The sequence below is a fragment of the Hydrogenophaga palleronii NBRC 102513 genome (assembly GCF_001571225.1).
GTDB classification, from domain to species: domain Bacteria; phylum Pseudomonadota; class Gammaproteobacteria; order Burkholderiales; family Burkholderiaceae_C; genus Hydrogenophaga; species Hydrogenophaga palleronii.
Genome location: NZ_BCTJ01000001.1, coordinates 235320 through 262295, shown reverse-complemented (window position 1 = coordinate 262295; position 26976 = coordinate 235320). Strand labels below are relative to the sequence as shown.

General features: G+C 67.1%; 23 protein-coding genes. 4 read left to right on the top strand and 19 right to left on the bottom strand.

Annotated elements, in window-relative coordinates:
• The first annotated feature begins 52 nt into the window (after positions 1 to 52).
• On the top strand, positions 53 to 1135 hold the full coding sequence (locus HPA01S_RS01175) for a DUF72 domain-containing protein (protein WP_066265590.1): 1083 nt from the start codon (positions 53 to 55) through the stop codon (positions 1133 to 1135).
• On the opposite strand, the gene HPA01S_RS01170 is transcribed toward HPA01S_RS01175, so the two are convergent.
• Both HPA01S_RS01170 and HPA01S_RS01165 read right to left on the bottom strand, forming a co-directional pair.
• On the bottom strand, positions 1132 to 2034 hold the full coding sequence (locus tag HPA01S_RS01170) for an alpha/beta fold hydrolase (RefSeq protein ID WP_066265588.1): 903 nt from the start codon (positions 2032 to 2034) through the stop codon (positions 1132 to 1134). The genes HPA01S_RS01175 and HPA01S_RS01170 overlap by 4 nt on opposite strands.
• Positions 2034 to 2999 carry a Bug family tripartite tricarboxylate transporter substrate binding protein gene (locus HPA01S_RS01165; RefSeq protein ID WP_084360375.1) on the bottom strand — a complete coding sequence of 322 codons (966 nt, stop codon included), beginning with the start codon at positions 2997 to 2999 and terminating at the stop codon, positions 2034 to 2036. Before HPA01S_RS01165 ends, HPA01S_RS01170 begins: the two co-directional genes overlap by 1 nt.
• 108 nt (positions 3000 to 3107) lie before the next feature.
• Between HPA01S_RS01165 and HPA01S_RS01160 the strand changes: the two genes are divergently transcribed.
• Complete coding sequence (locus HPA01S_RS01160) at positions 3108 to 4064, top strand: LysR family transcriptional regulator (protein ID WP_066265584.1); 957 nt, start codon at positions 3108 to 3110, stop codon at positions 4062 to 4064.
• Between the two features lie 53 nt (positions 4065 to 4117).
• On the opposite strand, the gene HPA01S_RS01155 is transcribed toward HPA01S_RS01160, so the two are convergent.
• The gene (locus tag HPA01S_RS01155; RefSeq protein WP_066266171.1) at positions 4118 to 5524 is read right to left on the bottom strand and encodes an MFS transporter; all 1407 of its coding nucleotides are present in this window, start codon (positions 5522 to 5524) and stop codon (positions 4118 to 4120) included.
• A 14-nt stretch (positions 5525 to 5538) separates the two neighbouring features.
• On the bottom strand, positions 5539 to 6753 hold the full coding sequence (locus HPA01S_RS01150; protein ID WP_066265582.1) for a multidrug effflux MFS transporter: 1215 nt from the start codon (positions 6751 to 6753) through the stop codon (positions 5539 to 5541).
• 145 nt (positions 6754 to 6898) lie between these two features.
• Here HPA01S_RS01150 and HPA01S_RS01145 point away from each other — a divergent pair, with 145 nt between their 5' ends.
• Positions 6899 to 8695: a monovalent cation:proton antiporter-2 (CPA2) family protein gene (locus HPA01S_RS01145; RefSeq protein ID WP_066265580.1), complete on the top strand. Its 1797-nt coding sequence runs from the start codon at positions 6899 to 6901 to the stop codon at positions 8693 to 8695.
• 86 nt (positions 8696 to 8781) lie between these two features.
• Here HPA01S_RS01145 and HPA01S_RS01140 read toward each other — a convergent pair whose 3' ends face one another.
• A complete protein-coding gene (locus HPA01S_RS01140) occupies positions 8782 to 11160 on the bottom strand; it encodes a membrane-bound PQQ-dependent dehydrogenase, glucose/quinate/shikimate family (RefSeq protein WP_066265578.1) in 2379 nt (792 codons plus the stop codon).
• A 358-nt stretch (positions 11161 to 11518) separates the two neighbouring features.
• Between HPA01S_RS01140 and HPA01S_RS01135 the strand changes: the two genes are divergently transcribed.
• A complete protein-coding gene (locus HPA01S_RS01135; RefSeq protein ID WP_066265575.1) occupies positions 11519 to 12667 on the top strand; it encodes an acyltransferase family protein in 1149 nt (382 codons plus the stop codon).
• Here HPA01S_RS01135 and HPA01S_RS01130 read toward each other — a convergent pair.
• The 14 genes from HPA01S_RS01130 to HPA01S_RS01065 all read right to left on the bottom strand — a co-directional run bounded on the left by HPA01S_RS01130 (position 12634) and on the right by HPA01S_RS01065 (position 26946).
• The gene (locus HPA01S_RS01130; RefSeq protein WP_066265573.1) at positions 12634 to 13188 is read right to left on the bottom strand and encodes a methylated-DNA--[protein]-cysteine S-methyltransferase; all 555 of its coding nucleotides are present in this window, start codon (positions 13186 to 13188) and stop codon (positions 12634 to 12636) included. The genes HPA01S_RS01135 and HPA01S_RS01130 overlap by 34 nt on opposite strands.
• 59 nt (positions 13189 to 13247) lie before the next feature.
• Positions 13248 to 14153: an SDR family oxidoreductase gene (locus tag HPA01S_RS01125; RefSeq protein WP_066265566.1), complete on the bottom strand. Its 906-nt coding sequence runs from the start codon at positions 14151 to 14153 to the stop codon at positions 13248 to 13250.
• Positions 14154 to 14187: 34 nt separating this feature from the next.
• Positions 14188 to 14652 carry a GNAT family N-acetyltransferase gene (locus HPA01S_RS01120; protein WP_066265563.1) on the bottom strand — a complete coding sequence of 155 codons (465 nt, stop codon included), beginning with the start codon at positions 14650 to 14652 and terminating at the stop codon, positions 14188 to 14190.
• Entirely contained in the window at positions 14649 to 15602 is a 954-nt protein-coding gene (locus HPA01S_RS01115; RefSeq protein ID WP_066265561.1) for a glutathione S-transferase family protein, read from the bottom strand. The genes HPA01S_RS01120 and HPA01S_RS01115 overlap by 4 nt, the downstream gene beginning before the upstream one ends.
• 29 nt (positions 15603 to 15631) lie before the next feature.
• The gene (locus HPA01S_RS01110) at positions 15632 to 17281 is read right to left on the bottom strand and encodes an isovaleryl-CoA dehydrogenase (RefSeq protein ID WP_066265558.1); all 1650 of its coding nucleotides are present in this window, start codon (positions 17279 to 17281) and stop codon (positions 15632 to 15634) included.
• 111 nt (positions 17282 to 17392) lie between these two features.
• Positions 17393 to 18409 (bottom strand): NADP-dependent oxidoreductase, encoded by a 1017-nt coding sequence (locus HPA01S_RS01105; RefSeq protein ID WP_066265555.1) that lies wholly within the window; start codon positions 18407 to 18409, stop codon positions 17393 to 17395.
• A 168-nt stretch (positions 18410 to 18577) separates the two neighbouring features.
• A complete protein-coding gene (locus HPA01S_RS01100; RefSeq protein WP_066265553.1) occupies positions 18578 to 19006 on the bottom strand; it encodes a PaaI family thioesterase in 429 nt (142 codons plus the stop codon).
• A 7-nt stretch (positions 19007 to 19013) separates the two neighbouring features.
• The gene (locus tag HPA01S_RS01095; protein WP_066265551.1) at positions 19014 to 19805 is read right to left on the bottom strand and encodes an SDR family oxidoreductase; all 792 of its coding nucleotides are present in this window, start codon (positions 19803 to 19805) and stop codon (positions 19014 to 19016) included.
• A 202-nt stretch (positions 19806 to 20007) separates the two neighbouring features.
• Complete coding sequence (locus tag HPA01S_RS01090) at positions 20008 to 20310, bottom strand: Dabb family protein (protein WP_066265545.1); 303 nt, start codon at positions 20308 to 20310, stop codon at positions 20008 to 20010.
• Positions 20310 to 22133, bottom strand: a complete 1824-nt coding sequence (locus HPA01S_RS01085; protein WP_066265542.1) for an acyl-CoA dehydrogenase — start codon at positions 22131 to 22133, stop codon at positions 20310 to 20312. The genes HPA01S_RS01090 and HPA01S_RS01085 overlap by 1 nt, the downstream gene beginning before the upstream one ends.
• Positions 22134 to 22149: 16 nt before the next feature.
• Complete coding sequence (locus tag HPA01S_RS01080; protein ID WP_066265540.1) at positions 22150 to 22590, bottom strand: PaaI family thioesterase; 441 nt, start codon at positions 22588 to 22590, stop codon at positions 22150 to 22152.
• Positions 22591 to 22602: 12 nt separating this feature from the next.
• Positions 22603 to 23778, bottom strand: coding sequence for an acetyl-CoA C-acyltransferase (locus tag HPA01S_RS01075; protein WP_066265538.1), 1176 nt, complete (start codon positions 23776 to 23778; stop codon positions 22603 to 22605).
• 38 nt (positions 23779 to 23816) lie between these two features.
• Positions 23817 to 25928, bottom strand: a complete 2112-nt coding sequence (locus HPA01S_RS01070; protein WP_066265535.1) for a 3-hydroxyacyl-CoA dehydrogenase NAD-binding domain-containing protein — start codon at positions 25926 to 25928, stop codon at positions 23817 to 23819.
• Positions 25929 to 26250: 322 nt separating this feature from the next.
• Positions 26251 to 26946, bottom strand: coding sequence for an ABC transporter ATP-binding protein (locus tag HPA01S_RS01065; protein ID WP_066265532.1), 696 nt, complete (start codon positions 26944 to 26946; stop codon positions 26251 to 26253).
• Positions 26947 to 26976: the final 30 nt, after the last annotated feature.

Genomic DNA, 26976 nt, shown 5'->3' with positions numbered 1-26976 from the left:
ACATCCCACGGGTCCGGGTGGCGTTTGTGGTACGCACGCCCGTTGTTCCCCCATGCAAGACGACCTGTTCGGCGATCCGCCCTCCCCTCCCTCCGCACCTGCCCCGCCCCAGCCGCAAGCCGAGCCCGCTGCTGCCCCGGCACGGCGCAAGCGCGCGGCCGAGGTGAGCCCTGCCCCGCCCGACGCCACCCTGCAGGCACTGGGCGCGGCCTTGTCGCCCCGGGTGCGCCTGGGCACCTCGTCGTGGAGCTACCCGGGCTGGGCCAACCTGGTCTGGGACGGCGGCAGCTACAGCGACAGCCTGCTCTCCCGCGAAGGCCTGACCGCCTACGGCCAACACCCCCTGCTGCGCACCGTGAGCGTGGACCGCAGCTTCTACCGCCCCCTCACGCAAGACCAGTACGCACGCCATGCGGCCCAGGTGCCGGACGATTTCCGCTTCGTGGTCAAGGCGCCGAGCCACGTGACCGATGCGATGGTGCGCGGCGAAGACGGCCGCGGCCTGCAGCCCAACCCCGCGTTCCTCGACCCGGTGCTGGCCACGCAAGATTTCGTGGCGCCCGCGCTCGCAGGCCTGGGCCACAAGGTGGGCGCGCTGGTGTTCCAGCTCAGCCCGCTGCCCCGGCACCTGTTGCACAACCTGCCGCTGGTGCTGCAACGCGTGCGCACCCTGCTGCTGGCCCAGCCGTCGCTCTCGCCCACCGCGCCGGATGGCGTGCTGGCACTGGAAGTACGTGACCCCGAGTGGCTGGACCCGGTCTTCATGCCCGAACTCGCCGCCGTGCTGCGCGAAGCCGGCGCCACCTGGTGCCTGTGCCTGCACGCCAAGATGCCGCGCCTGGCAGACCAACTGCCCTTGCTGCGCAAACTCTGGCCGGGCCCGATGGTCTGCCGCTGGAACCTCAACCCGCTGCACGGCGCCTACGGCTACGAAGACGCGCAACGCGAGTACAGCCCCTACGACCGCGTCCACGACGTGGACCAGGACACCCGCGACCTGCTGGTGCGCACCATCGCCGGCGTGAGCGGCGCGGGGCAGAACGTTTACGTGACGATCAGCAACAAGGCGGAGGGGTGTGCGCCTTTGTCGGTGCGGGCGTTGGCGGAGGGGTTGTTGGCGGGCCGCAAGGCCTAGCAGGAACTGGCGCGCCCTGCTGTCGGGAGAGCGCCGCGCAACGCGTCCGGGCAACTTTCTCTTAGGAAGTCCAGCACCAGTGCGTTGAAGTCCGATGGATTGTCACGATGAGCTCCGTGACCACTGTCGCGCACCTGGGCGACACGTGCATGCGCCAGATAACGAGAGACTGCCGAGGTCGTTGCACGATGAATGGCCTGGGTGCGATCACCGTGTGTCAGCAAAACAGGTTGCCTCAACGCCCTGAGCGCATCGCGGTCCAATGCGGGGTAAGCGTCCGAGGAGACACAAAGCGCACGAATGGCTTCTGCATTGCGAAGGCGGCGCGCGCGGCCGTCGGCTGTGCCCGCCTCTCCAGGGCCCTGTCCGTTGATGCCATCGGTGAGCATCCGCACCGCGCGGTCTGCATCCCCCTGCCTGAAAGCCTCGGTTGCCGGGTCCAGCACCTCGCGCTGAAACTGCAGCCGCGCCTCTTGGCCGCCAGGCACCTCATCTGCGAAAGGCAGTACCGGAGGTTCGGTCAGGACCAGCGCAAGCACCCGCCCGGGCGCGGCAAGCGCTGTCTGGAGTGCCGTGTAGGCACCGTAGGATGTGCCCACCAGAATGGCAGGCTCTTCGCACCACTGCTCGAGCAGTTGCACCAGGTCCTGCGCTTCTGCGAACACCGAGTGCGTCCCGCTGTCCAGCACGTTTTGATTGGGGCTGCTGAAGCGCCGGCTGTAGGTGATGCAGCGAAAGTGCCGGGTGAAGGTGTCCCACTGCGGCGCCCATGATGACCAGTCGCCCATCCCCCCGTGGATGAACACCAGGGGAGTCCCTCGACCCTCCTCTGCAAAGTGGATCTCGAAGCCACCGGAGACGGTGGTTCTGTGCAGCGGAAGGCCAAGGAGTGCACTCATCAGTTCGCTTTCACATTTACCAGCGTGGGCTTCAAGCGCGCTTCTTCGCGCAGCAAGAACTGCGAGAAGGCTTTGCTGTCATTGGGTTCGACCACAATGCTGCCCGCCTTGAACTCGGCATCCCGGTAGGCCGCGTCGGTCGCGATGTCCTTCAGCGCTGCAGTCAGCCTTGCCAGAACGGGCTCGGGCAAACCGGCGGGGCCCAGCACCCCTGTCCAGAGATCGGCTTCGACGCCTTTGACACGCTGGCCCTCGTTCACGGTCGGAATGTTGGGTGCCGTGGGGTCACGATGGGATGAAATGACGCCGATGGCCTTGAGCCGGCCCTCGCGGATCATGGGCAACGCCGACATCAGCGCAACCGTACCCAGCTGGACCTGCCCGCCGGCCAGATCGTTCAGAAGCGGGGCACCCCCCTTGTAAGGCACATGGTCGAGGCTAAAACCGCCGGCTTCGGCCAGCAAGGTGCCACCGATCGTCTGCATCATCGCCACACCGGATGCACCTGCCAGCAGCGGGCCGTTGTGTTTTTTGGCGAGCGCGACCAACTCGTCGACGTTGTTGGCTCCGAAGCTGGGGTGCGCGACCAGCGCCGTGGTGTTGTGCGACAGGCGCGTGATGGCGGTGAAATCCTTGCTCGTGTAACCCGCCTTGAGCACCACGGGAGCGACCAGCATGTCGTTGACCGTGCCCACCAGCAGCGTGTACCCGTCTGGCGTGGCGCGCTGCACCTTCTTGGCGCCGATGGTGCCGGAGGCTCCGCCCAGGTTTTCAACCACCACGGGCTGCCCCAGCCGTTTCTGAAGTTCCAGACTCAGCGCCCGGCCCACGCGGTCCACGGCGGCACCGGCCGGGTAAGGCACAACAAGCGTGATCGGCTTGTTGGGGTAGTTCTGGGCGCTGGCCATCGATGCGACGGCCAGCAAGGCCAGCGAAGCGAATACGGTTCTGCGACGAATGCTCATGTTTGTCTCCGTTTTGTAGGGGTGCGGCGAGTGTCCTTTGCCCTCATATAGCCGTCCAATCAAGAATTGAACGGTTGAATTGGCAACTCCTATACCATCCAGGGCACCATGGGTTTGCCCGTCTCAGCCACTTCCCTGCGCAACCGCCTCCTGGGTCGCGCGCGCCTGCGCCACCTGCACGTTTTCGTGAAGGTGGCCGAGCTGCAAACGGTCAAAAAAGCAGCCGATGCCGTCGGCATCACGCAGCCATCGGCCACACAGTGCCTTGCCGACCTGGAAAAGCTGCTCGAGTGCAATCTGTTTCTGCGCCATTCGCAAGGCATGGCGCTCACCAGGGCCGGAGAACTGCTGTTGCCGCTGGCCCGGCGCATGCTGGGTCTGGTGGACGACACCGCCACACGGGCTGCCGAGATCGCGCAAGGTGCGGTGGGGGTGATCCGCATCGCGGCGATTTCCGCTGCCATTGGCAGTCATCTTGGCGAGGCTTTGCCCGCGTTTGCGCGCCAGCAATCACAAACGGTGATCGAACTGATCGAGGCCGATGCCCAGCGCCACGCCAGCCTTTTGGCCAATCGTGAGGTGGACTGCACCATCTGCCGCAGGCCTTCCGTCATGCCTGCAGGCTGGTCCTTCATACCGCTCTGGGCCGACCAGTTCGGCATCGTGGCGGGTGCCTCTCATCCTTTGTCGCGAAAACGCCGCGTCAACATGAGCGATCTCCTGTCCAACACCTGGTTGGTGCCACCCAGTTCCATCGCCGCGAGAGAGGTGTTGGACCGCTTTTTCTCCACTGCCACGCCCTCGGTACGGCACTACAACATCGTCTGTGCTTCACCGACCATGCTTTGGACACTGCTGAGCAAGGAACCGTTGCTGAGCCTGGTGCCGTTGAGCGTGATGCAACGTTTTCTGCAAACAGGGCTGCTGACGCAAATCCGTTGGACGCAGGAGATGCCTTTCGATGACATCGGCGTGCTGGTCGCGGAAGCCGACCGCGGGCAAGCGCTGGACGCACTTCTGTCGTTCCTTCAGACCTACGCAACGCAAAACCTGCGCAACGCGTGATGCACCGAGGCCCGGATCTGGCGGGCCCCCTTGTTCGGTTCACGCCCCGTAGATCATCGGCTGGCCCTCACGCGCAACGTGCTGGCGACGCCTGCAAGCAAGGCGCAGCCCGCCGCCAGGCACAGGGCAATCGTCTCGCCCGTGCCATCGTGCTGGTCCCACACCGCATAAATGGCGGCCAGCAGCACGGCTCCAGTCGTCTGCCCTGTCAGGCGGGCTGTGCCCAGCATGCCGCTGGCGGCGCCGCTGCGGTGCAGGGGTGCTGTGGTGACGATGGTGTGGTTGTTGGGTGACTGGAACAGCGCAAACCCCGCGCCGCACAGGGCCAGGCGCCAGGCCATGTCGAGGCTGCTGGCGTGTTCGGGGCGCAGGCCGGCCAGCAACAGGCCGCTGGCGAAGACCAGCATGCCGATGCCACCCAGCCAGCCGGCGGGCACGCGTCCGATGAGCCGGCCGGCGATGGGGGCCACCAGCACCGTGGCCATGGGCCAGGCGGTCATGATCAGGCCGGCGTCCATGTGCGAGCGGCCTTGCACATCCAGCAGCAGGAACGGCAGGCTGATGAAGGCCAGCATCTGGGCGCAGAAGGCGCCGAGCGACGACCCCATGGAGAGCGCAAACACGGGAATGCGCAGCAGGTCCAGCGGCAGCAGGGGCGTGGCCAGGTGCCACTGGCGGCGCACGTAGACCACACCCACCAGCACACCGGCGGCCAGCAAGGCCCAGCCGAGCACCGGCGCGCTGTGTTCGGCGCTGCCGCTGCGCACACCGAGGTAGTCGGCGCCGACAAACACCAGGGTGAACATCAGCACGTTGAGCAGCACGTCGATCAACGAGAACTTCTGCGGGGCCGCATCCTTGTTGCGCGGCGGGTTGAACGGCAAGGCGCGGCGCCCCATCCACAGGGTGAGCAGGCCCAGCGGCAGGTTGAGCGCAAACAGCCAGGGCCAGGAGGCCACCGAGAGAATGGCCGCCGCCACCGCGGGCCCGGCCATGGTGGAGGTGGCGACCACCATGGAGTTGATGGCGATGCCGCGCCCCAGGCGTGTGCTCGGGTAAATCAGCCGCACCAGCGCGGTGTTCACGCTCATGACGCCGGCCGCGCCCAGGCCCTGCAGGGCGCGCGCGGCGGTGAGCATGGGCAAGGAGGTGGACAGCATGGCGGCAATGGAGGCCAGCACGAACAGCAGCATGCCCACCAGGTAGACGCGCCGGTAGCCCAGGCGGTCGCCCAGCGCGGCCAGGGGCAGCAGCATGACGAGCGAGGCGATCTGGTAGGCGTTGACGACCCAGATGGTGTGTGAGGCCGGTGCGTTCAGCTCGCGCGCCATGGCCGGCAAGGCCAGGTTGACGATGCTGCCGTCCAGCACGGACAGGGAGATGCCGAGCACGATGACCACCACCGCGCGGCCGCGTTGCGGCTGCGGCAGCCCGTCCACCACCACCGGTGTCGCTTGCATGGGCGCGGGCACCGTCAACCGTGCGTCTCGGCCACCAGGTGCCGGCTGGCATCGCCCGACAGGGTGATCCACGTGAGGGACACGCCGATCAGCGCGCCCGTGGCCATGCCGATCACCATGGGCAGCGGCTCGCCGTTGGCGAACAGGCTGACGATGGCCATGGCGGCGGCGCCGGCCAGCATCTGCAGCGTGCCCAGCAGGGCCGAGGCGGTGCCGGCAATGGCGCCGTGTTTCTCCAGCGCCAGCACGGACGAGGTGGGAATCACCAGGCCCATGAAGGCGCTGGCGATGAAGTACAGGGTGATCAGCACCCACAGCTCGTCGCCGCCCGCCAGGTAGTAGGCCAGCAGCGCGGTCATGGTGATGCCCGAGGCGGTGGCCGCGGCTTTCACCAGCCGCACCAGGCCGAAGCGCCGGCCAAGCATGGCGGTGAACTGCGAGGCGCCGATGAAGGCGATGGCGTTGAACGAGAACGCCAGGCTGTACTGCACGGGCGTGAGGCCGTAGTGGTTGATGAGCACGAAGGGCGAGCCGGCCAGGTAAACGAAGAAGCCGGCCATGGCGGTGCCGCCGATGCCGACCAGGCCGAGGTAATGCCAGTCGCGCAGCAGCAGGCCGTAGGCGCGCAAGGCGCTGCCCAGGCTGCTTTCCACGCGGTCGGCGGCGCTGCGGGTTTCCTGCAGCGTGGTGTAGATCAGCACCAGGCCGGCCACCGAGGCCAGCGCCACGGCCCAGAACACGCCGCGCCAGCCGGCCATGGCGATCACGCCGCTGCCCGCCAGCGGGGCGAGGATGGGCGAGACGCTGAACACCAGCATCAGCAGCGACATGAGGCGCGCGGCGTCGGTGCCGGTGTGCAGGTCGCGCACCACGGCGCGCGGAATCGCCATGCCGGCGGCCGCGCCCAGGCCTTGCAGGAAGCGCAGCGCCACCAGGGTCTGGATGTCGGAGGCGAGCGCGCAGCCGACGCTGGCCAGGGTGAACAGGATCAGGCCGAAGTACAGCGGCGGTTTGCGGCCCACCATGTCGGAAATCGGGCCGTACAGCAGCTGGCCGAAACCGAGCGCGAGGAAGAACGCGGTGAGGCTGAACTGCACGGCTCCGACATCGGCGCCCAGGCTGGCCCCGATGTTGGGCAGGGCCGGCAGGTACATGTCGATGGCGAAGGGGCCAATGGCGGTGAGCAGGCCCAGGATCAGGGCCATCTTGAGGTAACGGGTAAAGAACATCCCATATTGTCGCTACCTCGGGCGATGGCCTTGCCGGCGAAAAAACCGGGCCGATCTGGTATGTGGCCTTGCGCTGAAAGTCACAATTTCGTTGTACTCTCCCATCCCGCTATACCCCCTCCCCCACCCCTCGGAGAACCTTCTCATGGCCGTAGAAAGTAGCGCAGGCGACCTGCTCAAAGTCGTGACCCTGCTGGGCGCCGCCGTGGTGGCGGTGCCCTTGTTCAAACGCCTGGGCCTGGGCTCGGTGCTGGGTTATCTGGCCGGCGGGCTGGCCATCGGCCCGTTCGGCATGGGCCTGATCAACGACCCGGCCACCATCCTGCACACCGCCGAGCTGGGGGTGGTGATGTACCTCTTTGTGATCGGGCTGGAGATGCAGCCCTCATACCTCTGGGGCCTGCGGCGCGCCATCTTCGGGCTGGGCAGCATGCAGGTGGTGGTGTGCGGCCTGCTGCTCACCGGGGTCGGGCTGGCGTTCGGCTTTCCGCTCGGCGTGTCCTTCGTGTGCGCCATGGGTTTTGTGCTCACCTCCACCGCCGTGGTGATGCAGCTGCTCGGTGAGCGTGGCGACATGGCGCAGCCGCGTGGGCAGAAGATCGTGGCCATCCTGCTGTTTGAAGACTTGCTGATCGTGCCGTTGCTGGCGGTGGTGGCCTTCATGGCGCCCACCGACGCGGGCGGCGCGGTGGCCGCCACCACCTCGCGCTGGGCCAACATCGGCATGGCCCTGGGCGCACTGGTGGCGCTGGTGGCCGCGGGTGTGTGGCTGCTCAACCCGCTGTTCCGCATTCTTGCCAATGCCAAGGCGCGCGAGGTGATGACCGCTGCCGCCCTGCTGGTGGTGCTGGGCGCGGCGCTGCTGATGGAAGTGGGCGGCCTGTCCATGGCCATGGGCGCTTTCCTGGCCGGTGTGCTGCTGTCCGAATCCACCTTCCGCCACCAGCTGGAGGCCGACATCGAGCCCTTCCGCGGCCTGCTGCTGGGCCTGTTCTTCCTCAGCGTGGGCATGTCGCTCGACCTGGCCGCCGTGGCGCGCAACTGGCCGATCATCCTGGCCGGCGTGGTGGCAATGATGATCGTCAAGGCGCTGTGCATCTACATCGTCGCGCGCCTGGCCAAGAGTTCACACGCCGACGCCGTTGACCGCGCGGTGCTGATGGCGCAAGGCGGTGAGTTCGCCTTCGTGCTGTTCGCCGCGGCGCTGGGCGCGCGCGTGATCGACCCGGTGGTCAACGCCAACATGACGGCCATCGTGGTGCTGTCCATGGCGCTGACGCCGCTGGTCGTGGTGGTGCACCAGCGCATGGCGGCCCGGCATGTCGCGGGCGAGTCCATGGACGGCATCGACACCGCCGGCGGCCAGAGCGCCAGCGTGCTGGTGATCGGCTTCGGCCGGTTCGGCCAGATCGCCAGCCAGGGCGTGATTGCGCGCGGCGCGAGCATCACCATCATCGACAACAACGTGCAGATGATCCGCGACGCCGAGCGTTACGGCTTCAAGGTCTATTACGGCGACGGCTGCCGCGCCGACGTGCTGCACGCCGCCGGCGCCCACAAGGCGCAGGCCATCCTGGTCTGCATCGACAACCCGGAAGCCGCCACGCGCATCGCGGAACTGGCGCGCCACGAATTCCCGCACGCCGAGCTGCTGGTGCGCGCGTTTGACCGCGAACACGTGCTGGCGCTGCGCAAGGCCGAGGTGGCCTACCTGGTGCGCGAGACTTTTGAATCTGCCATGGCCATGGGCCGCCAGGCGCTGCTGAGCCTGGGCGCGGTGGAAGACGAAGCCGACGAGGTCATGGAGCAACTGCGCCGGCGCGATGCCGAGCGCATGGCGCTGGAGGCCGCGGGTGGCCTGTTCGCCGGGCGCGACCTGGTGCTGGGCAACGCCGTGAAAAAGGCCGAGCCCGACGCCGAGCCCGGGCAACAACCGGCCTGAGCGCCGGGGCCTGGCCCTGCGCCAGGCGAAAAAAAACCGCGGGCCGCTGGAAACGCCAGCGCCCGCGGTTTTTTGGTCGGGTCAGATTACTTCTTCAGGCGGTAAGCCACCACGTAGTCGCCGCGGTCGGGCGACTGGCGCGCGCCACCGGCGGAGATCACCACGTACTGCTGGCCGCTCGTGGGCGACACATAGCTCATTGGCGTGGCCTGGCCACCCACGGGCAGGCGGCCCTTCCAGAGTTCCTTGCCGGTCAGCGTGTCATAGGCGCGCAGGAAGTAGTCTTGCGTGCCGGCGTGGAAGGTCAGGCCACCGGCGGTGGTGATCGGGCCGCCCAGCGTGGGCATGCCGATCGGCACTGGCAGGCGGGCCTTGACGCCCTGCACCACGGTGTCTTGCACCGTGCCGGCAGGACGCTGCCAGATCACCTGGCGGGTCTTCAGGTCGATGCCGGTGACCATGCCCCAGGCGGGCGCGTGGCAAGGAATGCCCAGCGGCGAGTTGAAGGCCTGTTGCGTGATCGCATACGGCGTACCGGCTTGCGGGTGCATGCCGACACCGTGGCCGAGCGTGATCTTCTTTTCGTCCACATCGGCACGCGGCACCAGGCGCACCAGTTGCGGCATGCGGATGTCGTTGACGATCAGGATGCCGTTGTGCTCGTCGATCGAGGCGCTGCCCCAGTTCATGCCGCCGTAGTAGCCGGGGTAGATCAGGCTGGGCGTGGTGGTGGGCGGGGTGAACTCGCCTTCGTAACGCAGTTGCTTGAACGCGATGCGGCAAGCCAGCTGGTCGAACCAGGTGGCGCCCCACATGCGGGCTTCGGACAGCGGCTCGTTGCCGATGGCGGGCATGCCCACCGAGTACGGCTGCGTCTTGCTGACCCAGTCGCCTTCTTGGGCGCCTTGCGGCACCGGCAGTTCCTTGACTTCGGCGATCGGCGTGCCGTCGCGGCGGTCGAGCATGAAGGTCTGGCCACGCTTGGTGATCTGGATCAGGGCCGGCACGGTGCCGCCCTTGCCGTCCGGCACGTCGTAGAGCGCCGGCTGCGCTGGCACGTCATAGTCCCAGATGTCGTGGTGCACGGTCTGGAACTTCCAGCGTTCCTTGCCGGTGGTCACGTCCACGGCCACGATGGCTGCCGAATAGGCTTCCGACGCTTCGGAGCGCTGTGCACCCCAGAAGTCGGGCGGGTTGTTGCCGGTGGGCAGGTAGATCAGGCCGAGCTTGTCGTCGAACGCCGGGGTGGACCAGACGTTGGGCGTGCTGCGGGTGTAGCTCTCGCCGGGAGGCGGCAGCTTGGTGATGTTCGGGTTGCCCAGGTCCCAGGCCCAGACCAGTTCACCGGTGTCGGCGCTGAACGCACGCACCACGCCCGAAGGCTCGTCGATGTCGCGGCCGTCAAACACCCAGCCACCCACCACCACGAGGTTGCGCACCACGGTTGGCATGGAGGTCTGGAAGTAGTACATCGGCTTGACTTCGCCCATGCCCTGCTTCAGGTCCACCGTGCCACCGGTGCCGAAGCCGGCACAGGGTTCGCCGGTCTTGGCGTCGAGCTGGATCAGGCGCGCGTCGACCGTGGTCATCACGATGCGCTGGGCGCAGGCGGCGGACGGTGCCGGGGCCGGGATGTCGCCGACACGGGCGTTCACCGAAGCCGGCTCGTAGTACGCCACACCGCGGCAGCGGTTCCAGATCTTGGCGTTGGCCTCGGGGTCGAAGGTCCACTTCTGTTCGCCGCTGTCGGCATCCAGTGCGAACACCTTGTTGCGCGGCGTGCAGACGTAGACCGTGTCACCGATCTGCGTGGGCGTGTTCTGGTTTTCCGAACCCGGGCCGGCGATTTCGCCGGTGCGGAAGGTCCAGGCCACGTCGAGCTGCTTGACGTTGTCCGTGTTGATTTCGTTGAACGGCGCGTAACGCGTGCCGTTCGGCGTGCGGCCATAGTGCTGCCAGCTCGTCGGACCCGTTTCGACCGGCGCGGCACCAGCCACACCCACCGAGGCAGAGCCTTCGATCACGCCGTGCGGCGTGAACATCGAGATGCCACCGGCCGCCAGCACGACGGCCGTGGCACCCGCACCCACCCAGGCCGGACCGCTGCGGCGCGTGATGCGCGGCAACACCAGGAAAGCCAGCAGCGCCAGCACCAGCACCGGCGCCAGGCGCGGCACCAGCGGCCAGAACTCCAGGCCCACTTCGGTCAGCGACCACACCACGGTGCCGACGAACACGGCCGCAAACAGCCAGAAGCCGGCGATGCGGCTGCGCGCGAACAGCGCGCCGCTGAGCACCAGCGCCACGCCGGTGATGAGGTAATACCAGGAGCCACCCAGCGTCGCCAGGCGCACGCCGCCAATGGCCAGCGCGAGGCCGATGAGGGCCAGGATGACACCAAACAACACCAGCGGCCATCGCCCTGGTGCCTTGGTGGTTGGAGTGAGCGAATCTCTGTTCGTCATGGAGGGAATGCCTTTCAATGTCCGGATACACGCGCGGAGCGGTGCTTCGCGCGGTATTTTTGCACAAGCGTACAAATAATTATTTCGATTGACCCCGGTTTCATGCGCTTCGGCAGGCCAAAACCCTGGTGGGGAGGGGGTGGATGTCGCCCTGGTGACGACTCTGACGCCGATTTCAGCGCGGCGAAACGTGCGTGGCACTTTCCTGGAACAGGGCTCGCCGCGCGGGCACATGGAGGCCCGGCCCGGCACACCACAGCCCTATACTCGTGGCGCCCGGCGAGCCCCACCGGCTGCGGCTTGCCTCCATGGGCCGACCACAGGCCTTCCACTTCATGCCCTCCTGGAAACAAGCGCCATGCTTTGGTTGAGAGAACAGTTCGAACTGTCCCGCGGACAGATCCACAACCAGCAATCCATGGAGGGCATGCGGGGTTTCGCGGTCTTTCTGGTGTTCCTGGTGCACTACGTGAGCATCTCCAGGCCGTTCCTCTCGGCGGGTGAAGGTTTCATGTCGGGGCTCGACACCCTGCACACCATCGGTGGCACCGGTGTGGACCTGTTCTTCGTGCTGAGCGGCTACCTGATCTACGGCTCGCTGATCGGCCGGCCGCAGCCCTTTGCGCGTTTCATGGCGCGGCGCATACAGCGCATCTACCCGACCTTCATCCCGGTGTTTCTGCTGTACATCGCGCTGTCGTTCGCGTTTCCGTCGGAAAACAAGATTCCCCTGTCCTGGTTGGGCGGGTCTGTGTATCTGCTGCAGAACTTCCTGCTGTTGCCGGGCCTGTTTCCGATACCGCCCATGATCACGGTGGCGTGGTCACTGAGCTACGAGATGTTCTTCTACCTGATGATCCCGCTGGTGATCACGCTGTTCGCCCTGCGCCGCCGCAGCCGGGAGCTGCGCTGCATCTTCTTCATCGGTTTGGCGCTGCTGTTGTGTGCCTATTGCATGGCGTACGCCGGTCCGCTGCGCATGCTGGGGTTTTTCGCCGGAGTCCTGCTGCACGAGGTGTTGTCTTCGCAGCGCGCCTGGGCACCGTCGAGCCTGGTGGGGGCGATGGCCCTGATGATCGGCATCTCGGCCACGGCTACCTCCATCCCCTGGGATGCCTTCACGGTGGTGCTGAGCTACGTGATCCAGAGCGCTGCCCTGCTGGTGTTCTGCCTGGCCTGCTTCAGCCGGCCAAACTCGCTGCTGGCGCGCGCGTTCTGCTGGACGCCGTTGCGCTGGCTCGGCAACATGAGCTACTCGTACTACCTCATCCACGGCCTGACGATCAGCGCCGCGTTCCTGCTGCTCTCGCGCGTGCTGCCCGGGGTGCAGTTCGGCAGCTGGTTCTTCTGGGCCATGCTGGCCCCCATGTTTGTGGTGACCTTGTTGCCCTCCGCGGCCTTGTTCCTGCTGGTGGAGCGGCCGTTTTCTCTCGCACCGCAGCTCAAGCGGACCCGGCCGGCGGTCGACGCCGTTCAGAGATCGTCAAACAAGGGCGCCGTGCCCTGAGGCCAGGCGCCTTCGATCGCCAGCATGCGCATCTTGGTCACGGTGCCGCCCTCGGCCGAGAAACCACCGGGCCGGTTGCCGGCGGCCAGCACGCGGTGGCAGGGCACGACCGGGGCGAACGGGTTGTGGCCAAGCGCCTGCCCGACCGCGCGTGACAGGCCCACGTCGCCCAGCTCGCGTGCGATCTCGCCGTAGGTGCGGGCCTGGCCGGGTGGAATCGCGCGGGCGATGGCGTACACCTCGCGCTGGAACGGTGTGAGGCGGTCCATGTTGAGAGCCAGCTCGCGCAGGTCGCTGCGCGACTGCCCCGCCAGCAGGGCCTGCACACCCTCGATGACGGCCCGGGCTTCGGGCGGTGGTGTGCTGCTCTCGGGCAAAGGCGGCAGGCCCTTCAGCAGGCGCCGGCGCGTGCCGGCTGCGTCGGGTTCGGGCAGTTGCACCGCCAGCACGCCGCCGGCATCCCAGGCCACGCCGCAGGCACCGAGCGCGGTGTCAAACAGGGCATGGCCGCCCTCGCCCATGTCAGCGCCCCACCTCGCAGAGCGCCGCGTGCAGCGCATGACATGGTGCCCGGCTCATGCTATGCCTTGCGCAAGGCCGCGCGCAGGCCGACGCCGATCTCGGGCCGTTCGAGGAACGGGTCGGCCGGGTTGGTGATGTTCACGATGCCTTCCATGCGCGCGCGCACATTGCCCAGCGCGCGCGGGTGGCTGAAGATGTAGAAGCGGTCGGCGCTGATGGCGTCGAACACCAGCTGCGCCACCTCGGCCGCCGTCACCTTGCCCGAGCTCACCGCCTTGTCGCTCATGGCCTGACCGATCAGCTGGCTTTGCGTGGCCTTCTCGTCGGCCAGGTCGGCCGGCTTGTTGCGGTGGCTCTGGCTGATGCCGGTGGGCACGAAGTACGGGCACAAGACGCTGGCGCTGAGCTGGTCGCTCACCAGCTTCAGATCCTGGTAAAGCGTTTCGGTCAGGCTCACCACGGCGTGCTTGCTCACGTTGTAGATGCCCATGTTGGGCGGTGTGAGCAGGCCGGCCATGCTGGCGGTGTTGACGATGTGGCCGCGCCAGTTCGGGTCTTTGCTGGCAGCGTCCAGCATCATCGGGGTGAACAGGCGCACGCCGTGGATCACGCCCCAGACGTTGACGCCCAGCACCCACTCCCAGTCTTTCACCGAGTTTTCCCAGATCAGGCCGGCCGAGCCCACGCCCGCGTTGTTGAAGACGAAGTGCGGAGCGCCGAAGGTCTTGAACACGTCGGCGGCCAGGGCTTCCATCTGCGCCTGATCCGACACGTCAACCTTGCGCGAGAGCAGTTGCACGCCGGTGGCCTGCAGCTCGGCCGTGGCTTTGTCGAGCGCGTCCTGCTGCACATCCACCAGCACCAGGTTCATGCCCAGCTTCGCACCGATGCGCGCGCACTCCAGGCCGAAGCCCGAGCCCGCGCCGGTGAGCACCGCGGTCTTGCCCTTGAAGTCCTGAATCATCTTGTTGTCTCCTGTGTGTTGTGGTGTGAAAGGCTCAGGCGGCTCGCGTCATTTCAATGTGGTCGATGCCGTCTTCGATGTAGATCCCGCCATCGGGCACAAAGCCGTGCTGGCGGTAAAACGCCTCCAGCCGCGCCTGCGCGCCGATGCGGATCGGCTGCACGCCCCACAGGCCGTGCAGGGCGCTCACCGCTTCGCGCATCAGCACATGGCCCAGGCCGCCGCCGCGCGCGTCGGGCCGCGTGACCACTCGGCCGATGCTGGCCTCGGTGAACTTCAGGCCGGCCGGCACCAGGCGCGCGCTGGCCACCAGCACGCCGGTGTCGGCCGCTTCGCCGAGCAGGTGGAAACACGCGGCGTCGGCGCCGTCCATGTCTTGAAAGATGCAGGCCTGTTCCATCACAAAGACCTCGGTGCGCAGTTGCAGCAAGGCATAGAGCGTGCGGGCGTGCAAGGCGTCAAAGGGCAGGCAGCGCCAGCGCAGTTCGGTGACTCTCAAACGCGCACTTCCCTCAAGACATAACCGATGCGCGGAAAGTGCACGTGCAGCCGCCCTGCCCTTGCGTCCTCGCGCTCCAGCGTGTAGCGGGTGCGCGTGGCGGCGCGCAGAATGCCCTCGGTGGGCTCCTGCCCGAACGACTCGGCGGCCACGGTGACGCGGCTGCCGAGCGGAATGTGGTGATCGTCCTGGAACACCTCGTCGCCCAGCGGCGCCGGTTCGGCGGCAGCGGCGATGGCGATGGCGATGGCATCGGAGGCCGACATCTTGCTCATCTTGCCGTGGCCGATTGCGGCCATGCGGTCCATCCATTCGATCAGCTGTGGCGTGGCATCCAGCACACCGGCCACGGCCGGGGTGACCACGCGGGTGAACCACAGCGGGTGGTAGGCCGCGAAGTCGGCCACGCACGGTGCCGCGCCCAGCAGGAAGGGCTGCTCTTCCACCATGGTCGCAAGGCGGCGCAGGTAACTGCGGTAGGCGGCGGTGGCGTCGCCCGGGCGCAGGCTGGTCATGCCGCCACGCATGGCGCCCCGGTCGGCCGCAAAGGCCTGTGCGGCTTCGGGTGGTTGGCCGGCGAACAGGGCGGCCGCGCCCTTGGGGCTGAGGTTGTGGCCCATGGCGGCCCAGAACAGCGTGCTGTCGGCCCACTGCGCCAGCACGCGCGCCACGCCCTTGTGGTGCTCGGGGTACAGCGGCGGCGTGGGTTGGCGGTGTTCCAGCACGTCGCAGATCAGCGCGGTGTCGCAGAAGATGTCGGCGCCAACCTGCAGGAAAGGCGTGCGGCGGTAACCGCCGGTGAGCGCGAGCACGTCGGGCTTGGGCAGGATGCGCGGGATGTTCACGCTCTGCCAGGCCAGGTGTTTGTGGCCCAGCATCAGGCGCACCTTTTCGGAAAAAGGCGAGCTGGCGTAGTGGTGCAGGATGAGATCGGACGTAGAGTCGAACATGGGGCGGGCCCTGTGGATTGGTGTGCTGTTCAGCGTGGCATGGCGCGTTGGATGATGGCATCGAAGTCGGTGCCGGCGTCGAGCGAGCCGAAGCTGTGGCCCCAGCGGCCGCCCAGGCGCGATTCGCAGAAGGCGCCGAACACGGCGGCGGGCGCGGTTTGCGCCAGCAAGGCGGCCTGCACGGCCAGCGCCACGTCTTGCGCGAGGCGGCGCGCCTCCATTTCGGTGGCCATTTCCTCGACGCGTGCGGGCAAGCGTTCGGCCAGGTGGTCCAGCGCCGGGTGCATGCCGCGTGCGGGTTTGAGTTCTTGCGCCAGCGCGGCCGCGGCATCGGCCTTGCGCAGGGCGCGCAGCAGGTCGAGCGCCATGATGTTGCCGGCGCCTTCCCAGATGGAGTTGAGCGGCATCTCGCGGTAGATGCGGGCCATGACGCCCTCGCCGCCCTCTTCCACGTAGCCGTTGCCGCCCAGGCACTCCATGGCCTCCTGGGCGAAGTGGCTGCCGCGTTTGCAGATCCAGAACTTGGCCACCGGCGTCAGCAGGCGCGTCATCACCTGCTCGTGCGGGTCGTTGGCGCGGTCGAAGCTGCGCGCCAGGCGCAGGGCCAGCGCGGTGGCGGCTTCGGATTCCAGCGCCAGGTCGGCCAGCACGTTCTTCATCAGCGGCTGGTCGATCAGCGCCTTGCCGAAGGCCTTGCGCTGCGCGGTGTGGTTCAGTGCGATGGACAGGGCCTGGCGCATCAGGCCGCTGGTGCCGAGCGCGCAGTCGAGCCGCGTCATGGTGCCCATGGCCAGGATCTGCGGCACGCCGCGCCCTTCGTCGCCAACCAACCAGGCACTCGCGCCGACGAATTCCACCTCGGAACTCGCGTTGGCCTTGTTGCCCAGCTTGTCCTTCAGGCGCTGGATGAATATCTGGTTGAGCGTGCCGTCGGGCAGCACGCGCGGCAGGAACAGGCAGCTCAGGCCGCTGGTGGTTTGCGCCAGGACCAGGAAGGCGTCGCACATCGGCGCCGAGAAGAACCACTTGTGGCCCGTCACCTGGTAACGCTCACCCCAGGCGTCGCTGCCCACGGCTTCGGCGCGTGTGGTGTTGGCGCGCACGTCGGAGCCGCCCTGCTTCTCCGTCATGCCCATGCCCATGGTCAGGCCGGGCTTGTCGCGCCAGACCTTGAGCGCGGGATCGTAGGCGCGGCTGGTGAGGCCGGGCGCCCAGTCCTTGTAGATGGCGGCGTTGTCCTTGAGCGCGGGCGTGACCGCGTAGCTCATGGAGATCGGGCACAGGATGGAGGGCTCCAGCTCGGTGAACAGCATGAAGCCGGCGGCACGCAGCTGGTGGGCGTGGCCGCTGTCCTGCTGCTCGGCCGAAAACGCGGTGCCGTGCAGGCCGGCGCCGGTGGCGGCCGTCATCAGCGCGTGGTAACTCGGGTGGAACTCCACCTGGTCGATGCGCTGGCCGAAGCGGTTGTGCGTCTTGAGTTCGGGCGTGTGCACATTGGCCAGCCGTGCATGGGTCTGCATCTCGCCGCTGCCGGCCTTGGCACCCAGTGCCCGCAGCGGCGCGGTGTCGAGCGACGGCGCGTTGAACTTCAGCGCCGCCTGCATGGCTCGGTTGCCTTCGAACAGGTTCACATCCACCAGCGGCGCGGGCTGGTTGAACACTTCATGGGTGGCGTTCACGGCAAACCTCCAAAAGTAGAAGCGGCGCCCATCCAGAGCCACCGCGGAACCAGCTCCGCCGGGCCGCCAGTGGCGCCCCCCGAAGGGGTGACGCCGAAGGCGGCGCGGGGGTTAGATCAGCTTGACCAGCTGCTTGCCGAAGTTCTTGCCTTTGAGCAGGCCCAGGAAAGCCTCGGGCGCTGCCGCAATGCCTTGCGCCACGCTCTCGCGCGGGCGCAGCTTGCCGCTGCCCACCAGCTGGCCGAGTTCGGTCAGGGCTTCGGGCCACACTTCCATGTGCTCGGCGATGATGAAACCTTCCAGGCGGATGCGGTTGACCAGCAGCAGCGCCGGGTTGGCCAGCGGCATCGGCTTGCCGTCGTAGCCGGCGATCATGCCGCAGACCGCGATGCGGCCGAAGGCGTTCATGCGCAGCAGCACGGCGTCGAGCACCATGCCGCCGACGTTTTCAAAGTAGCCGTCGATGCCATCGGGGCAGGCTTCCTTGAGCGCCTTGGACAGCGAGTGCGCGTCCTTGTGCAGCTTGTAGTCGACGCAGGCGTCGAAGCCCAGCTCTTCCACCGCGTACTTGCACTTCTCCGGGCCGCCGGCAATGCCGACCGCGCGGCAGCCACGGGCCTTGGCCAGCGCGCCGAAGGCGCTGCCCACCGCACCGGTGGCGGCGCTCACCACCACGGTGTCGCCGGCCTTGGGGTTGATGAGCTTCACCAGGCCGTACCAGGCGGTCACGCCGGGCATGCCGACGGCGCCCAGGTAGTGCGACAGCGGCACGTGCGTGGTGTCGACCTTGCGCAGCGCGCCGGGTTGGGCGGCATCGACCACGCTGTATTCCTGCCAGCCGCCCATGCCCACGACCTTGTCGCCGGGCTGGAACTTGGGGTTCTTTGATTCGGCCACCTCGCCCACGGTGCCGCCGATCATGACTTCGCCCAGCGGCTGCGAGGCCGCGTAGCTCTTGCTGTCGTTCATGCGGCCGCGCATGTACGGGTCCAGGCTCAGGAAATGGTGGCGCACCAGCACCTGGCCATCGGCCAGCGCGGGCGTCTGGGTGGTGACCAGCTTGAAGTTGTTGACGGTGGCTTCGCCGTCAGGGCGGTTGTCGAGAAGGATTTGTTGGTTGGCGGGCATGGTGTTTCTCCGGGTCAATCAGGTTACGGGGTGGCACGCAGTGTGCGTGTAGGGATGCGAGGCTGCGTCCAGCGAGACCGCGGAACTGGCTCTGCCAGGCCGCAGGTCCCGTCCCTCCGGCGGGGGGAAGGCGCGAAGCGACGCAGGGGGCTTTGATGTCTCAGTCAGTCAGTCGGTCCGGATGCGGTTGAGGGCTTGTGTGCTGCCCGGGCCGGTGGCCAGGCGCGGCATGAGCTTGAAGGTGCCGGTGGCGTGCGCGCAGAGCTTGCCGTCGGCATCAACAATCTGGCCTTCGGTGAAGACCATTGTGGCGGTACGGTGCAGTGTGCGGCCGGTGGCCCGCAAAGACCCTTTGGCGGCGCGCATGAAGCTGGTTTTCATCTCGATGGTGACCGCGCCCATGCTGGGCTCGGTGGAGCGCGCGGCATGCGCCATGACCACGTCGAGCAGGGTCATGCTGGCGCCGCCGTGCACCACGTCGAAGGAGTTCAGGTGGTCAGGCCCCGGGTTGAAGCGCAGTTCCGCCTCCCCGCCTTCGAACCGGTGCAGTTCGAAGCCGAGCAGCTCGACGAAAGGGATGCGGACGGAAAACTCCATGGAGCGATCAGCCTCCGGTGATGACGCTGACGCCACCGTCCACCGCCAGCCACTGGCCGGTGATGTGTTTGCCGGCGTCGGACGCGTAGAGCACGGTCAGACCCTTGAGGTCTTCGTCGTCGCCCAGGCGGCGCAGCGGCGCGTGCGAAGCGAGCTTTTCCTCGCCCATGGTCTTGAGCGTGCCCACGGTCATCTTGCTCGGGAAGAAGCCCGGGCAGATGGCGTTGACGGTGATGCCGTACTTGCCCCACTCGGCGGCCAGCGCGCGCGTGAAGTTGATCACCGCACCCTTGGACGTGTTGTAGGCGATGGTGTTCATGCCCGCGGGGTTGCCACCCAGGCCGGCGATGGAGGCCGTGTTGATGATGCGGCCCGACTTGCGCGCGATCATGCTGCGTTTGGCGACCAGCTGGCTCAGGATGAAATAGCTGCGCACGTTGAGGTTCATTACCTTGTCCCAGGCTTCCACCGGATGGTCTTCGGCCGGCGCGCCCCAGGCAGCACCCGCGTTGTTCACCAGGATGTCGATGTCGCCCAGGCGCTGCAGGCTTTCATCCGCCAGGCGCTGGATGTCTTCTTCCTTCGAGCAGTCGGCCGCGATCCAGCGTGCGTCGATGTTGGCGGCCTGCAGTTCGGCCACGGCGCTCTCCAGGTCTTCGGCCTTGCGCGAGCTCACCAGCACGCGCGCACCGGCCTCACCCAGCGCATGTGCCATCTGCAGGCCCAGGCCACGCGAGCCACCGGTGATCAGGGCGGTCTTGCCCTTGAGGTCGAAGAGTTGGGGAATGGTTCGGGTCATGTGTAGTCTCCTGTGGTGAGTGTGTCGTGTCGATCTGTATCGTTCTCTTCATCGCGTCGGCGCGCGACCCGGAACGCGTGCAGCAGCGCCGGCCAGAGGCACAGAGGGTCCGGCTCCGCCGGCCCCAGGTGCCGTCCCCCTGCCAGCCGAAGGCGCTAGAGAGGGGGAAGCCGCACAGCGGCGCAGGGGGTGTTTCATGGCCTCAGGTCTCGTAGTCCATGCACTGGCGGTCCTGAACGACCAGCCGCATGAACGGCTTGAGCGCGGCGTGCGAGGGGTGATTCTGGTACGCGGCCAGCGCTTCTCGGTCGGTGAAGCTGCTATTGAGCACCAGGTCGTGGGTGCATTCCAGGTCGCCGTGCGACACCGCCACCTCGAAGCGCTCCATGCCTGGCACCAGATGGGCGCAGGCATCGAGCAGCGCCCTGGCCTTGGCGATGTTGGCCTCGCGGCTGCTGCCATCGGCCGTGGCCTTGATCTTCCACATGACGATGTGGTGCAGCATCAGAAAGCCTCCTCGGGCAGGGCCGCGCAGGTCTGGTCGCGGCTGCTCACCACCTGCAGCCAGGCGCCGATCTTCGGCAGCTCGTAGTGGAAGAAGAAACGCATGGCCGCGAGGCGGCCGGTGCGCGCGGCTGATTCGGGCGCAGCCTGCACGGCCAGCGCCACATCGAGCCAGATCCAGGCCAGCACGGTGTGGCCAAAGGCCTGCAGGTAGGGCACGGCGTTGGCGAGTGCGTCGGTCGGTTCGCCCGTGGCCCAGGCGGCTTTCGTGGCTTTGCCCACCTGCGCGAGCGCCTGGCCCAGTGCGTTGGCGTGGGCAGAGAACTCGGGAATGTGGATCGCGCGCTGGATGGTGTCGTTGATGCGCCCGGCCAGCAGGCTCAGGCCCTTGCCACCTTCCATCAGCACCTTGCGGCCCAGCAGGTCCATGGCCTGGATGCCGTGTGTGCCCTCGTGGATCATGTTCAGGCGGTTGTCGCGCCAGTACTGCTCCACCGGGAAATCGCGCGTGTAGCCATAACCGCCGTGGATCTGGATCGCCAGGCTGTTGGCTTCCAGGCACCACTCGCTCGGCCAGCTCTTGGCGATGGGCGTGAGCACCTCCAGCAGCAGGCGCGCATCGTCCGCCGTGGCGGCGTCGGCCGTGTGTTGTTCGTCCACCAGGCGCGCGCAGTACAGCTCCAGCGCCAGCGCGCCTTCGCAATACGCCTTTTGTGCCAGCAGCATGCGTTTCACGTCGGCGTGTTCGATGATGCGCACCGGTGCTTGCGCCGGGTCTTTGCCGGCCGGGCCCATGGGGCGGCCCTGCGGGCGGTTCTTCGCGTAGTCGAGGCTGGCGTGGTAACCCGCCATGCCGAGCATGGTGGCGGCCATGCCGACACCGATGCGGGCCTCGTTCATCATGTGGAACATGCAGTGCAGGCCCTTGCCCGCCTGCCCCACCAGGTAACCCACGGCACCGGCCTCGCCCTGCACCGGGTACTTGCCTTCGCCGAAGTTGAGCAGCGTATTGGTGGTGCCGCGCCAGCCGCACTTGTGGTTGAGGCCGGCCAGGGCCACGTCGTTGCGTTCGCCGGTCAGTTCACCGGCGGTGTTCACCATCTTCTTCGGCACGATGAACAGCGAGATGCCGCGTGTGCCCTGCACCAGCTTGCCGTGCTCGTCGGGAATCTTGGCCAGCACCAGGTGGATGATGTTCTCGGTGAGCTCGTGCTCGCCGGCCGAGATCCACATCTTGTTGCCCTTGAGGCGGTAACGCGGCCCGAGCGGGTCGTTCTGGAAATCGGGGCCATCGGGCACGGCGCGGGTGGCCACGTCGCTCAGCGACGAACCGGCCTGCGGTTCGGACAGGCACATGGTTCCCGAAAAGCGGCCCGAGAATTCGTTGAGCGCAAACACGCTCTTCTGCGCTTCGGTGCCGTGCACCATGAGCAGGTTGGCGTTGCCGGTGGTGAGCATGCCGCTGCCGATGCTCACCGAGGCCATGGCAAAAAACGCGTTGGCCGCGGCTTCCACCGTGTAGGGCAGTTGCATGCCGCCCACCTCGTAGTCCTGCGCGGCGCTGAGCATGCCGCTCTCGGCGTAGGCCTTCTGCGCGTCGTGCGTGGCCTGCGGCAGGATCACCTTCTCGCCGTCGAAGTGCGGTTCCTGCGTGTCCACCACGCGGTTGAAGGGGGCGTACTTCTCGCGCGCGATGCGCTCGCAGGTGTCGAGCACGGCGTCGAAGGTTTCGCGGCTGTGGTCGGCGAAACGTTCGCGCCCGTTCAGGGTCTCGACGTGCAGCCAGTCGTTCAGCAAAAAATCGACGGTCGGGCGCAGGCTCATGGCATCGGTCTCTTCTTCAGTTCTGAGGCGGCAGCGCGGCGATGGTGCCCTGAGCCACGGCGCAGAGTTTTTCCACGCCGTCCTTGAGCACGAACACATCGCAACGGCAGACCGATTGCGTCTTGCCGGTGTGCACCGCCTCGGCGCGCGCGATCAGCCGCTCGCCGATGGCGGGCCGCAGGTAGTTGATCTTGAACTCCGCCGTGACCACCCGCAAGCCCAGGGCACTGCCCCCGGCATAGGTGAGCGCGTTGTCGGCGGCGTAGCTCAGCACACCGCCGTGCACGAAGCCGTGTTGCTGCTTCACCGATTCGCCGATGGGCACATGCAGCTCGCAGCGCCCCCGGGAGAACGCGGCGAGTTCAGCGCCGATGAGGCGCGAGAACGGCTGGGCTGCCAGCACCTCGCGCCCCATGGCCAGAAACTCCTCGGGGCTGACGCTGCTGGCCTCGGCCATGGCGGGGCGGCTTCAGAGGACTTCGAAGATGCCGGCCGCGCCCATGCCGCCGCCGATGCACATCGTCACGCAGACGCGCTTGGCGCCACGGCGTTTGCCTTCTATCAGCGCATGGCCGGTCAGGCGCTGGCCCGACACGCCATAGGGGTGGCCCACCGCGATGGCGCCACCGTTGACGTTGAGGCGGTCGCCCGGAATGCCCAGCTTGTCGCGGCAGTAGATCACCTGCACCGCGAAGGCTTCGTTGAGCTCCCAGAGGTCGATGTCGTCCATCTTGAGACCCAGGCGCGCCAGCACCTTGGGGATGGCGAACACCGGGCCGATGCCCATTTCGTCGGGCTCGCAACCGGCCACCGCAAAACCGAGGAAACGGCCCAGCGGCTGCAGGCCACGCTTCTCGGCCAGGGTTTCGTTCATCAGCACGCAGGCGCCGCCGCCGTCGCTGAACTGGCTGGCGTTGCCTGCCGAGACCAGGCCACCCGGCAGCGCCGAGCGCAGGCCGTGAATGCCCTCGAAGGTGGTGCCGGCGCGGATGCCCTCGTCGTTCTGCACCGTCACCTGCTTCGTGGTCAAGCCCATGACCTTGTCGGCCACGCCGGCGGTCACGGTGATGGGCGCGATCTCGGCCTTGAACAGGCCGGCTTCCAGCGCGGCCGTGGCCCTCTGCTGGCTGGCGGCGCCGTACTCGTCCATGGCATCGCGGCCGATGTTGTAACGCTTGGCCACCTGCTCGGCGGTCTGCAGCATGTTCCAGTAGATCTCGGGCTTGTTCTTGGCCAGCCACGGGTCGGCCAGCATGTGGGTGTTCATCTCCTGCTGCACGCAGGAAATGCTCTCCACGCCGCCGGCCACGTACACGTCACCCTCACCGGCGATGATGCGCTGCGCGGCCATGGCAATGGTCTGCAGGCCGGAGGAGCAGAAGCGGTTGACGGTGACGCCCGAGGTGGTGATGGGCAAGCCGGCGCGCAGCGCGATCTGGCGCGCGATGTTGGCGCCTGTGGCGCCTTCGGGCGTGGCGCAGCCCATGAGGACGTCGTCCACTTCAGCGCCTTCGATGCCGGCACGCTGCACGGCGTGCTGCACCGCGTGGCCGCCGAGGGTGGCGCCGTGGGTCATGTTGAAGGCGCCCTTCCAGCTCTTGGCCAGGGGCGTGCGTGCGGTGGAAACGATGACGGCGTTGGTCATGAAATGTTCTCCTGTTCGGTCGTGTTCTTGCGGTGGGCTTAGTTGAAGGTCTTGCCTTCGGCCACGAGACGCTGGAGCAGCGGTGCCGGCTCCCAGAACTTCGCGTCGTCCAGCGGGTTCTTCGCAAAGCGCTTCATGCTCTGCACCACGTTGAACAGGCCCACGGTGTCGGCGTAGATCATCGGACCGCCGCGGTGGATCGGGAAGCCGTAGCCGAAGATGTAGACCACGTCGATGTCGCTGGCCTTGTTGGCAATGCCCTCTTCCAGGATGTGCGCGGCCTCGTTCACCAGCGAGTAGATCAGGCGCTGCACGATCTCTTCGTCGGAAATCTTGCGCGGCGTGATGCCGAGCGACTTGCGGTGGTCTTCGATCATCTTCACCACTTCGGCGTTGGGGATCGCATCGCGCTTGCCCGGCACGTAGTCGTACCAGCCGGCGCCGGTCTTCTGGCCGAAGCGGCCCTTCTCGCACAGCAGGTCGGCGGTCTTGCTGTACTTCATGTCCGGCTGTTCCTGGTAGCGGCGCTTGCGGATCGCCCAGCCGATGTCGTTGCCGGCCAGGTCGCCCATGCGGAACGGGCCCATGGCCATGCCGAACTTCTCCATCGCCTTGTCCACCTGCTCGGGCGTGCAGCCTTCATCCAGCAGGAAACCGCCCTGGCGGCCGTACTGCTCGATCATGCGGTTGCCGATGAAGCCGTCGCAGACGCCGGAGACCACGGCGGTCTTCTTGATCTTCTTGGCGACCGTCATCACGGTGGCCATCACGTCCTTGCCGGTCTTCTCGCCGCGCACCACTTCCAGCAGCTTCATCACGTTGGCCGGGCTGAAGAAGTGCAGGCCCACCACGTCCTGCGGGCGTTTGGTGAAGTTGGCGATGGCGTTCACGTCCAGTGTGGAGGTGTTGGAGGCCAGGATCGCGCCGGGCTTCATCACGCGGTCGAGTTCCTTGAACACCTTTTCCTTGACACCGATCTCTTCGAACACGGCCTCGATCACGAGGTCGGCCGAGCCGATGTCGTCGTAGCTCAGCGTGGTGCTCAGCAGCGCCATGCGCTGCTCGTACTTGTCCTGCTTGAGCTTGCCCTTCTTCACCTGGGCTTCGTAGTTCTTGCGGATGGTGGCGATGCCACGGTCCAGCGCCTCCTGCTTCATCTCCAGCATCTTCACCGGGATGCCGGCGTTGAGGAAGTTCATGGAGATGCCGCCGCCCATGGTGCCGGCACCGATCACGGCCACCGACGCGATGTTGCGCTGGGGCGTGTCGGCCGGCACGTCAGGGATCTTGCTCGCGGCGCGTTCGGCGGTGAACAGGTGGCGCAGCGCGCGGCACTCGGGCGTCCACATCAGGTTGATGAAGATGTCGCGCTCGAACACCATGCCGTCGTCGAACTTCTTCTTGGTCGCGGCTTCCACCGCGTCCACGCATTTGGCGGGCGCCGGGAAGTTCTTCGCCATGCCCTTGACCATGTTGCGTGCGAACTGGAAGTACGCGTCGCCTTGCGGGTGCTTGCACGGCAGGTTGCGCACCTTGGGCAGCGCGCTGCCGTCCGCGTGTTTGGCCGCCACTTCACGGGCCAGCGCAAAGGCTTCTTCGGCCAGGCTCTCGGCCGAGGCGGCCAGTTTGTCGAACAGCTTCTGGCCGGGCACCTGCGCCAGCATCTCGCTCTTCACCGGCTCGCCGCTCACGATCATGTTCAGCGCGGGCTCCACACCCAGCGCGCGCGGCAGGCGCTGCGTGCCACCAGCGCCAGGGATCAGGCCGAGCTTGACTTCGGGCAACGCCACGTTGGTGCCGGGCGCGGCAATGCGGTAGTGACAACCCAGGGCCAGCTCCAGGCCGCCGCCCATGGCCACCGAGTGGATCGCGGCCACGACCGGCTTGGATGCGTTCTCCACCGCCAGGATCACCGACAGCAGGTTGGGCTCGGCCAGCGCCTTGGGCGAGCCGAATTCACGGATGTCCGCCCCACCCGAAAACGCCTTGCCGGCGCCGGTGAGCACGATGGCCTTGACGGCCGGATCGGCTTCGGCCTTGGCCAACCCATCGGTGATGCCCTGGCGCGTCGCCAGGCCCAGGCCGTTGACCGGCGGATTGTTCATCGTGATGACGGCCACATCGCCGTGGACCTTGTACTCAGCGGTCATGGAAGCTCCTTCGTTGTGTCAGGCAGTGCTTGAGGGGGGCGTTGACTGTGACGTTCTTTGTTAAAAAGAACGATCGTTCGATTCTAGGAAGATTGTGCAGCGCCGCAAGGGCCGGGTGTCGCCGGCTTGTCTCTGCCTGCCTGGGCGAGGTGCGTGACAGGACGGTGAAGGCGCGGGCCAGACGGACCGTCGACCCGCGCAACGCAGAGGCATGACCAGGCGCCCGTGCCTGCGTCCAGAGATGCCGAGGGTCCGGCTGCGCCGGCCCACGGGCATCGCCCCCTGGGGCGGTGACGCCGAAGGCGGCGCGGGGGGAACCCATCTAAACCTCCAGCCACTCCTTGCGCGTGTAAGGATCGGCGCGCAGGCTCTCCGGCGTGCCCTGGAACACGATGCTGCCGTGGCCCATCACCAGCGCCCGGTCGGAGATCGCCATGGCAATCGTCAGCTTCTGTTCGATCAGCAGCACCGAGACGCCGCGCGACTTGAGGGTCTGCAGGTACTCGCCGACCAGCTCGACGATCTTCGGCGCCAGGCCTTCGGTGGGTTCGTCGATGATGATCAGGTCGGGGTCGCCCATCAGGGTGCGGCACAGCGTGAGCATCTGCTGCTCGCCGCCCGAGAGCACGCCGGCTTCGGTGTGCTGGCGTTCGCGCAGGCGCGGAAACATGTTGTACATGTCTTCGAAGCTCCAGCGCGAGCCCTTCCCTTTGCCCTTCTGGCCCAGCATCAGGTTCTGCTGCACGGTGAGTGTGGGGAAGACGTCACGGCTTTCGGGTACGTAGCCCAGGCCCAGGTGGGCCACCTCGTAGGCTTTGCGGCCCAGGATCTGCTGGTCCTTCCAGTGGATGCTGCCTTCGCAGTCCACCAGGCCCATCACCGCCTTGGCGGTGGTGGAGCGGCCCGAGCCGTTGCGGCCCAGCAGCGCGACGATCTCGCCCGGCTGCACGTCGAAACTGACCCCGTGCAGCACGTGGCTCTTGCCGTAGTAGGCGTGAAGGTTCTCGATTTTCAGCATGTCGGTACTCCGCAGGGCCGTGCCCTCTCG

Coding starts and splice junctions, on each gene's coding strand:
- HPA01S_RS01175 (WP_066265590.1), top strand. CDS start 53: ATGCAAGACGACCTGTTCGGCGATCCGCCCTCCCCTCCCTCCGCACCT.
- HPA01S_RS01170 (WP_066265588.1), bottom strand. CDS start 2,034: ATGAGTGCACTCCTTGGCCTTCCGCTGCACAGAACCACCGTCTCCGGT.
- HPA01S_RS01165 (WP_084360375.1), bottom strand. CDS start 2,999: ATGAGCATTCGTCGCAGAACCGTATTCGCTTCGCTGGCCTTGCTGGCC.
- HPA01S_RS01160 (WP_066265584.1), top strand. CDS start 3,108: ATGGGTTTGCCCGTCTCAGCCACTTCCCTGCGCAACCGCCTCCTGGGT.
- HPA01S_RS01155 (WP_066266171.1), bottom strand. CDS start 5,524: ATGCAAGCGACACCGGTGGTGGTGGACGGGCTGCCGCAGCCGCAACGC.
- HPA01S_RS01150 (WP_066265582.1), bottom strand. CDS start 6,753: ATGTTCTTTACCCGTTACCTCAAGATGGCCCTGATCCTGGGCCTGCTC.
- HPA01S_RS01145 (WP_066265580.1), top strand. CDS start 6,899: ATGGCCGTAGAAAGTAGCGCAGGCGACCTGCTCAAAGTCGTGACCCTG.
- HPA01S_RS01140 (WP_066265578.1), bottom strand. CDS start 11,160: ATGACGAACAGAGATTCGCTCACTCCAACCACCAAGGCACCAGGGCGA.
- HPA01S_RS01135 (WP_066265575.1), top strand. CDS start 11,519: ATGCTTTGGTTGAGAGAACAGTTCGAACTGTCCCGCGGACAGATCCAC.
- HPA01S_RS01130 (WP_066265573.1), bottom strand. CDS start 13,188: ATGGGCGAGGGCGGCCATGCCCTGTTTGACACCGCGCTCGGTGCCTGC.
- HPA01S_RS01125 (WP_066265566.1), bottom strand. CDS start 14,153: ATGATTCAGGACTTCAAGGGCAAGACCGCGGTGCTCACCGGCGCGGGC.
- HPA01S_RS01115 (WP_066265561.1), bottom strand. CDS start 15,602: ATGTTCGACTCTACGTCCGATCTCATCCTGCACCACTACGCCAGCTCG.
- HPA01S_RS01105 (WP_066265555.1), bottom strand. CDS start 18,409: ATGCCCGCCAACCAACAAATCCTTCTCGACAACCGCCCTGACGGCGAA.
- HPA01S_RS01100 (WP_066265553.1), bottom strand. CDS start 19,006: ATGGAGTTTTCCGTCCGCATCCCTTTCGTCGAGCTGCTCGGCTTCGAA.
- HPA01S_RS01095 (WP_066265551.1), bottom strand. CDS start 19,805: ATGACCCGAACCATTCCCCAACTCTTCGACCTCAAGGGCAAGACCGCC.
- HPA01S_RS01090 (WP_066265545.1), bottom strand. CDS start 20,310: ATGCTGCACCACATCGTCATGTGGAAGATCAAGGCCACGGCCGATGGC.
- HPA01S_RS01085 (WP_066265542.1), bottom strand. CDS start 22,133: ATGAGCCTGCGCCCGACCGTCGATTTTTTGCTGAACGACTGGCTGCAC.
- HPA01S_RS01080 (WP_066265540.1), bottom strand. CDS start 22,590: ATGGCCGAGGCCAGCAGCGTCAGCCCCGAGGAGTTTCTGGCCATGGGG.
- HPA01S_RS01075 (WP_066265538.1), bottom strand. CDS start 23,778: ATGACCAACGCCGTCATCGTTTCCACCGCACGCACGCCCCTGGCCAAG.
- HPA01S_RS01070 (WP_066265535.1), bottom strand. CDS start 25,928: ATGACCGCTGAGTACAAGGTCCACGGCGATGTGGCCGTCATCACGATG.
- HPA01S_RS01065 (WP_066265532.1), bottom strand. CDS start 26,946: ATGCTGAAAATCGAGAACCTTCACGCCTACTACGGCAAGAGCCACGTG.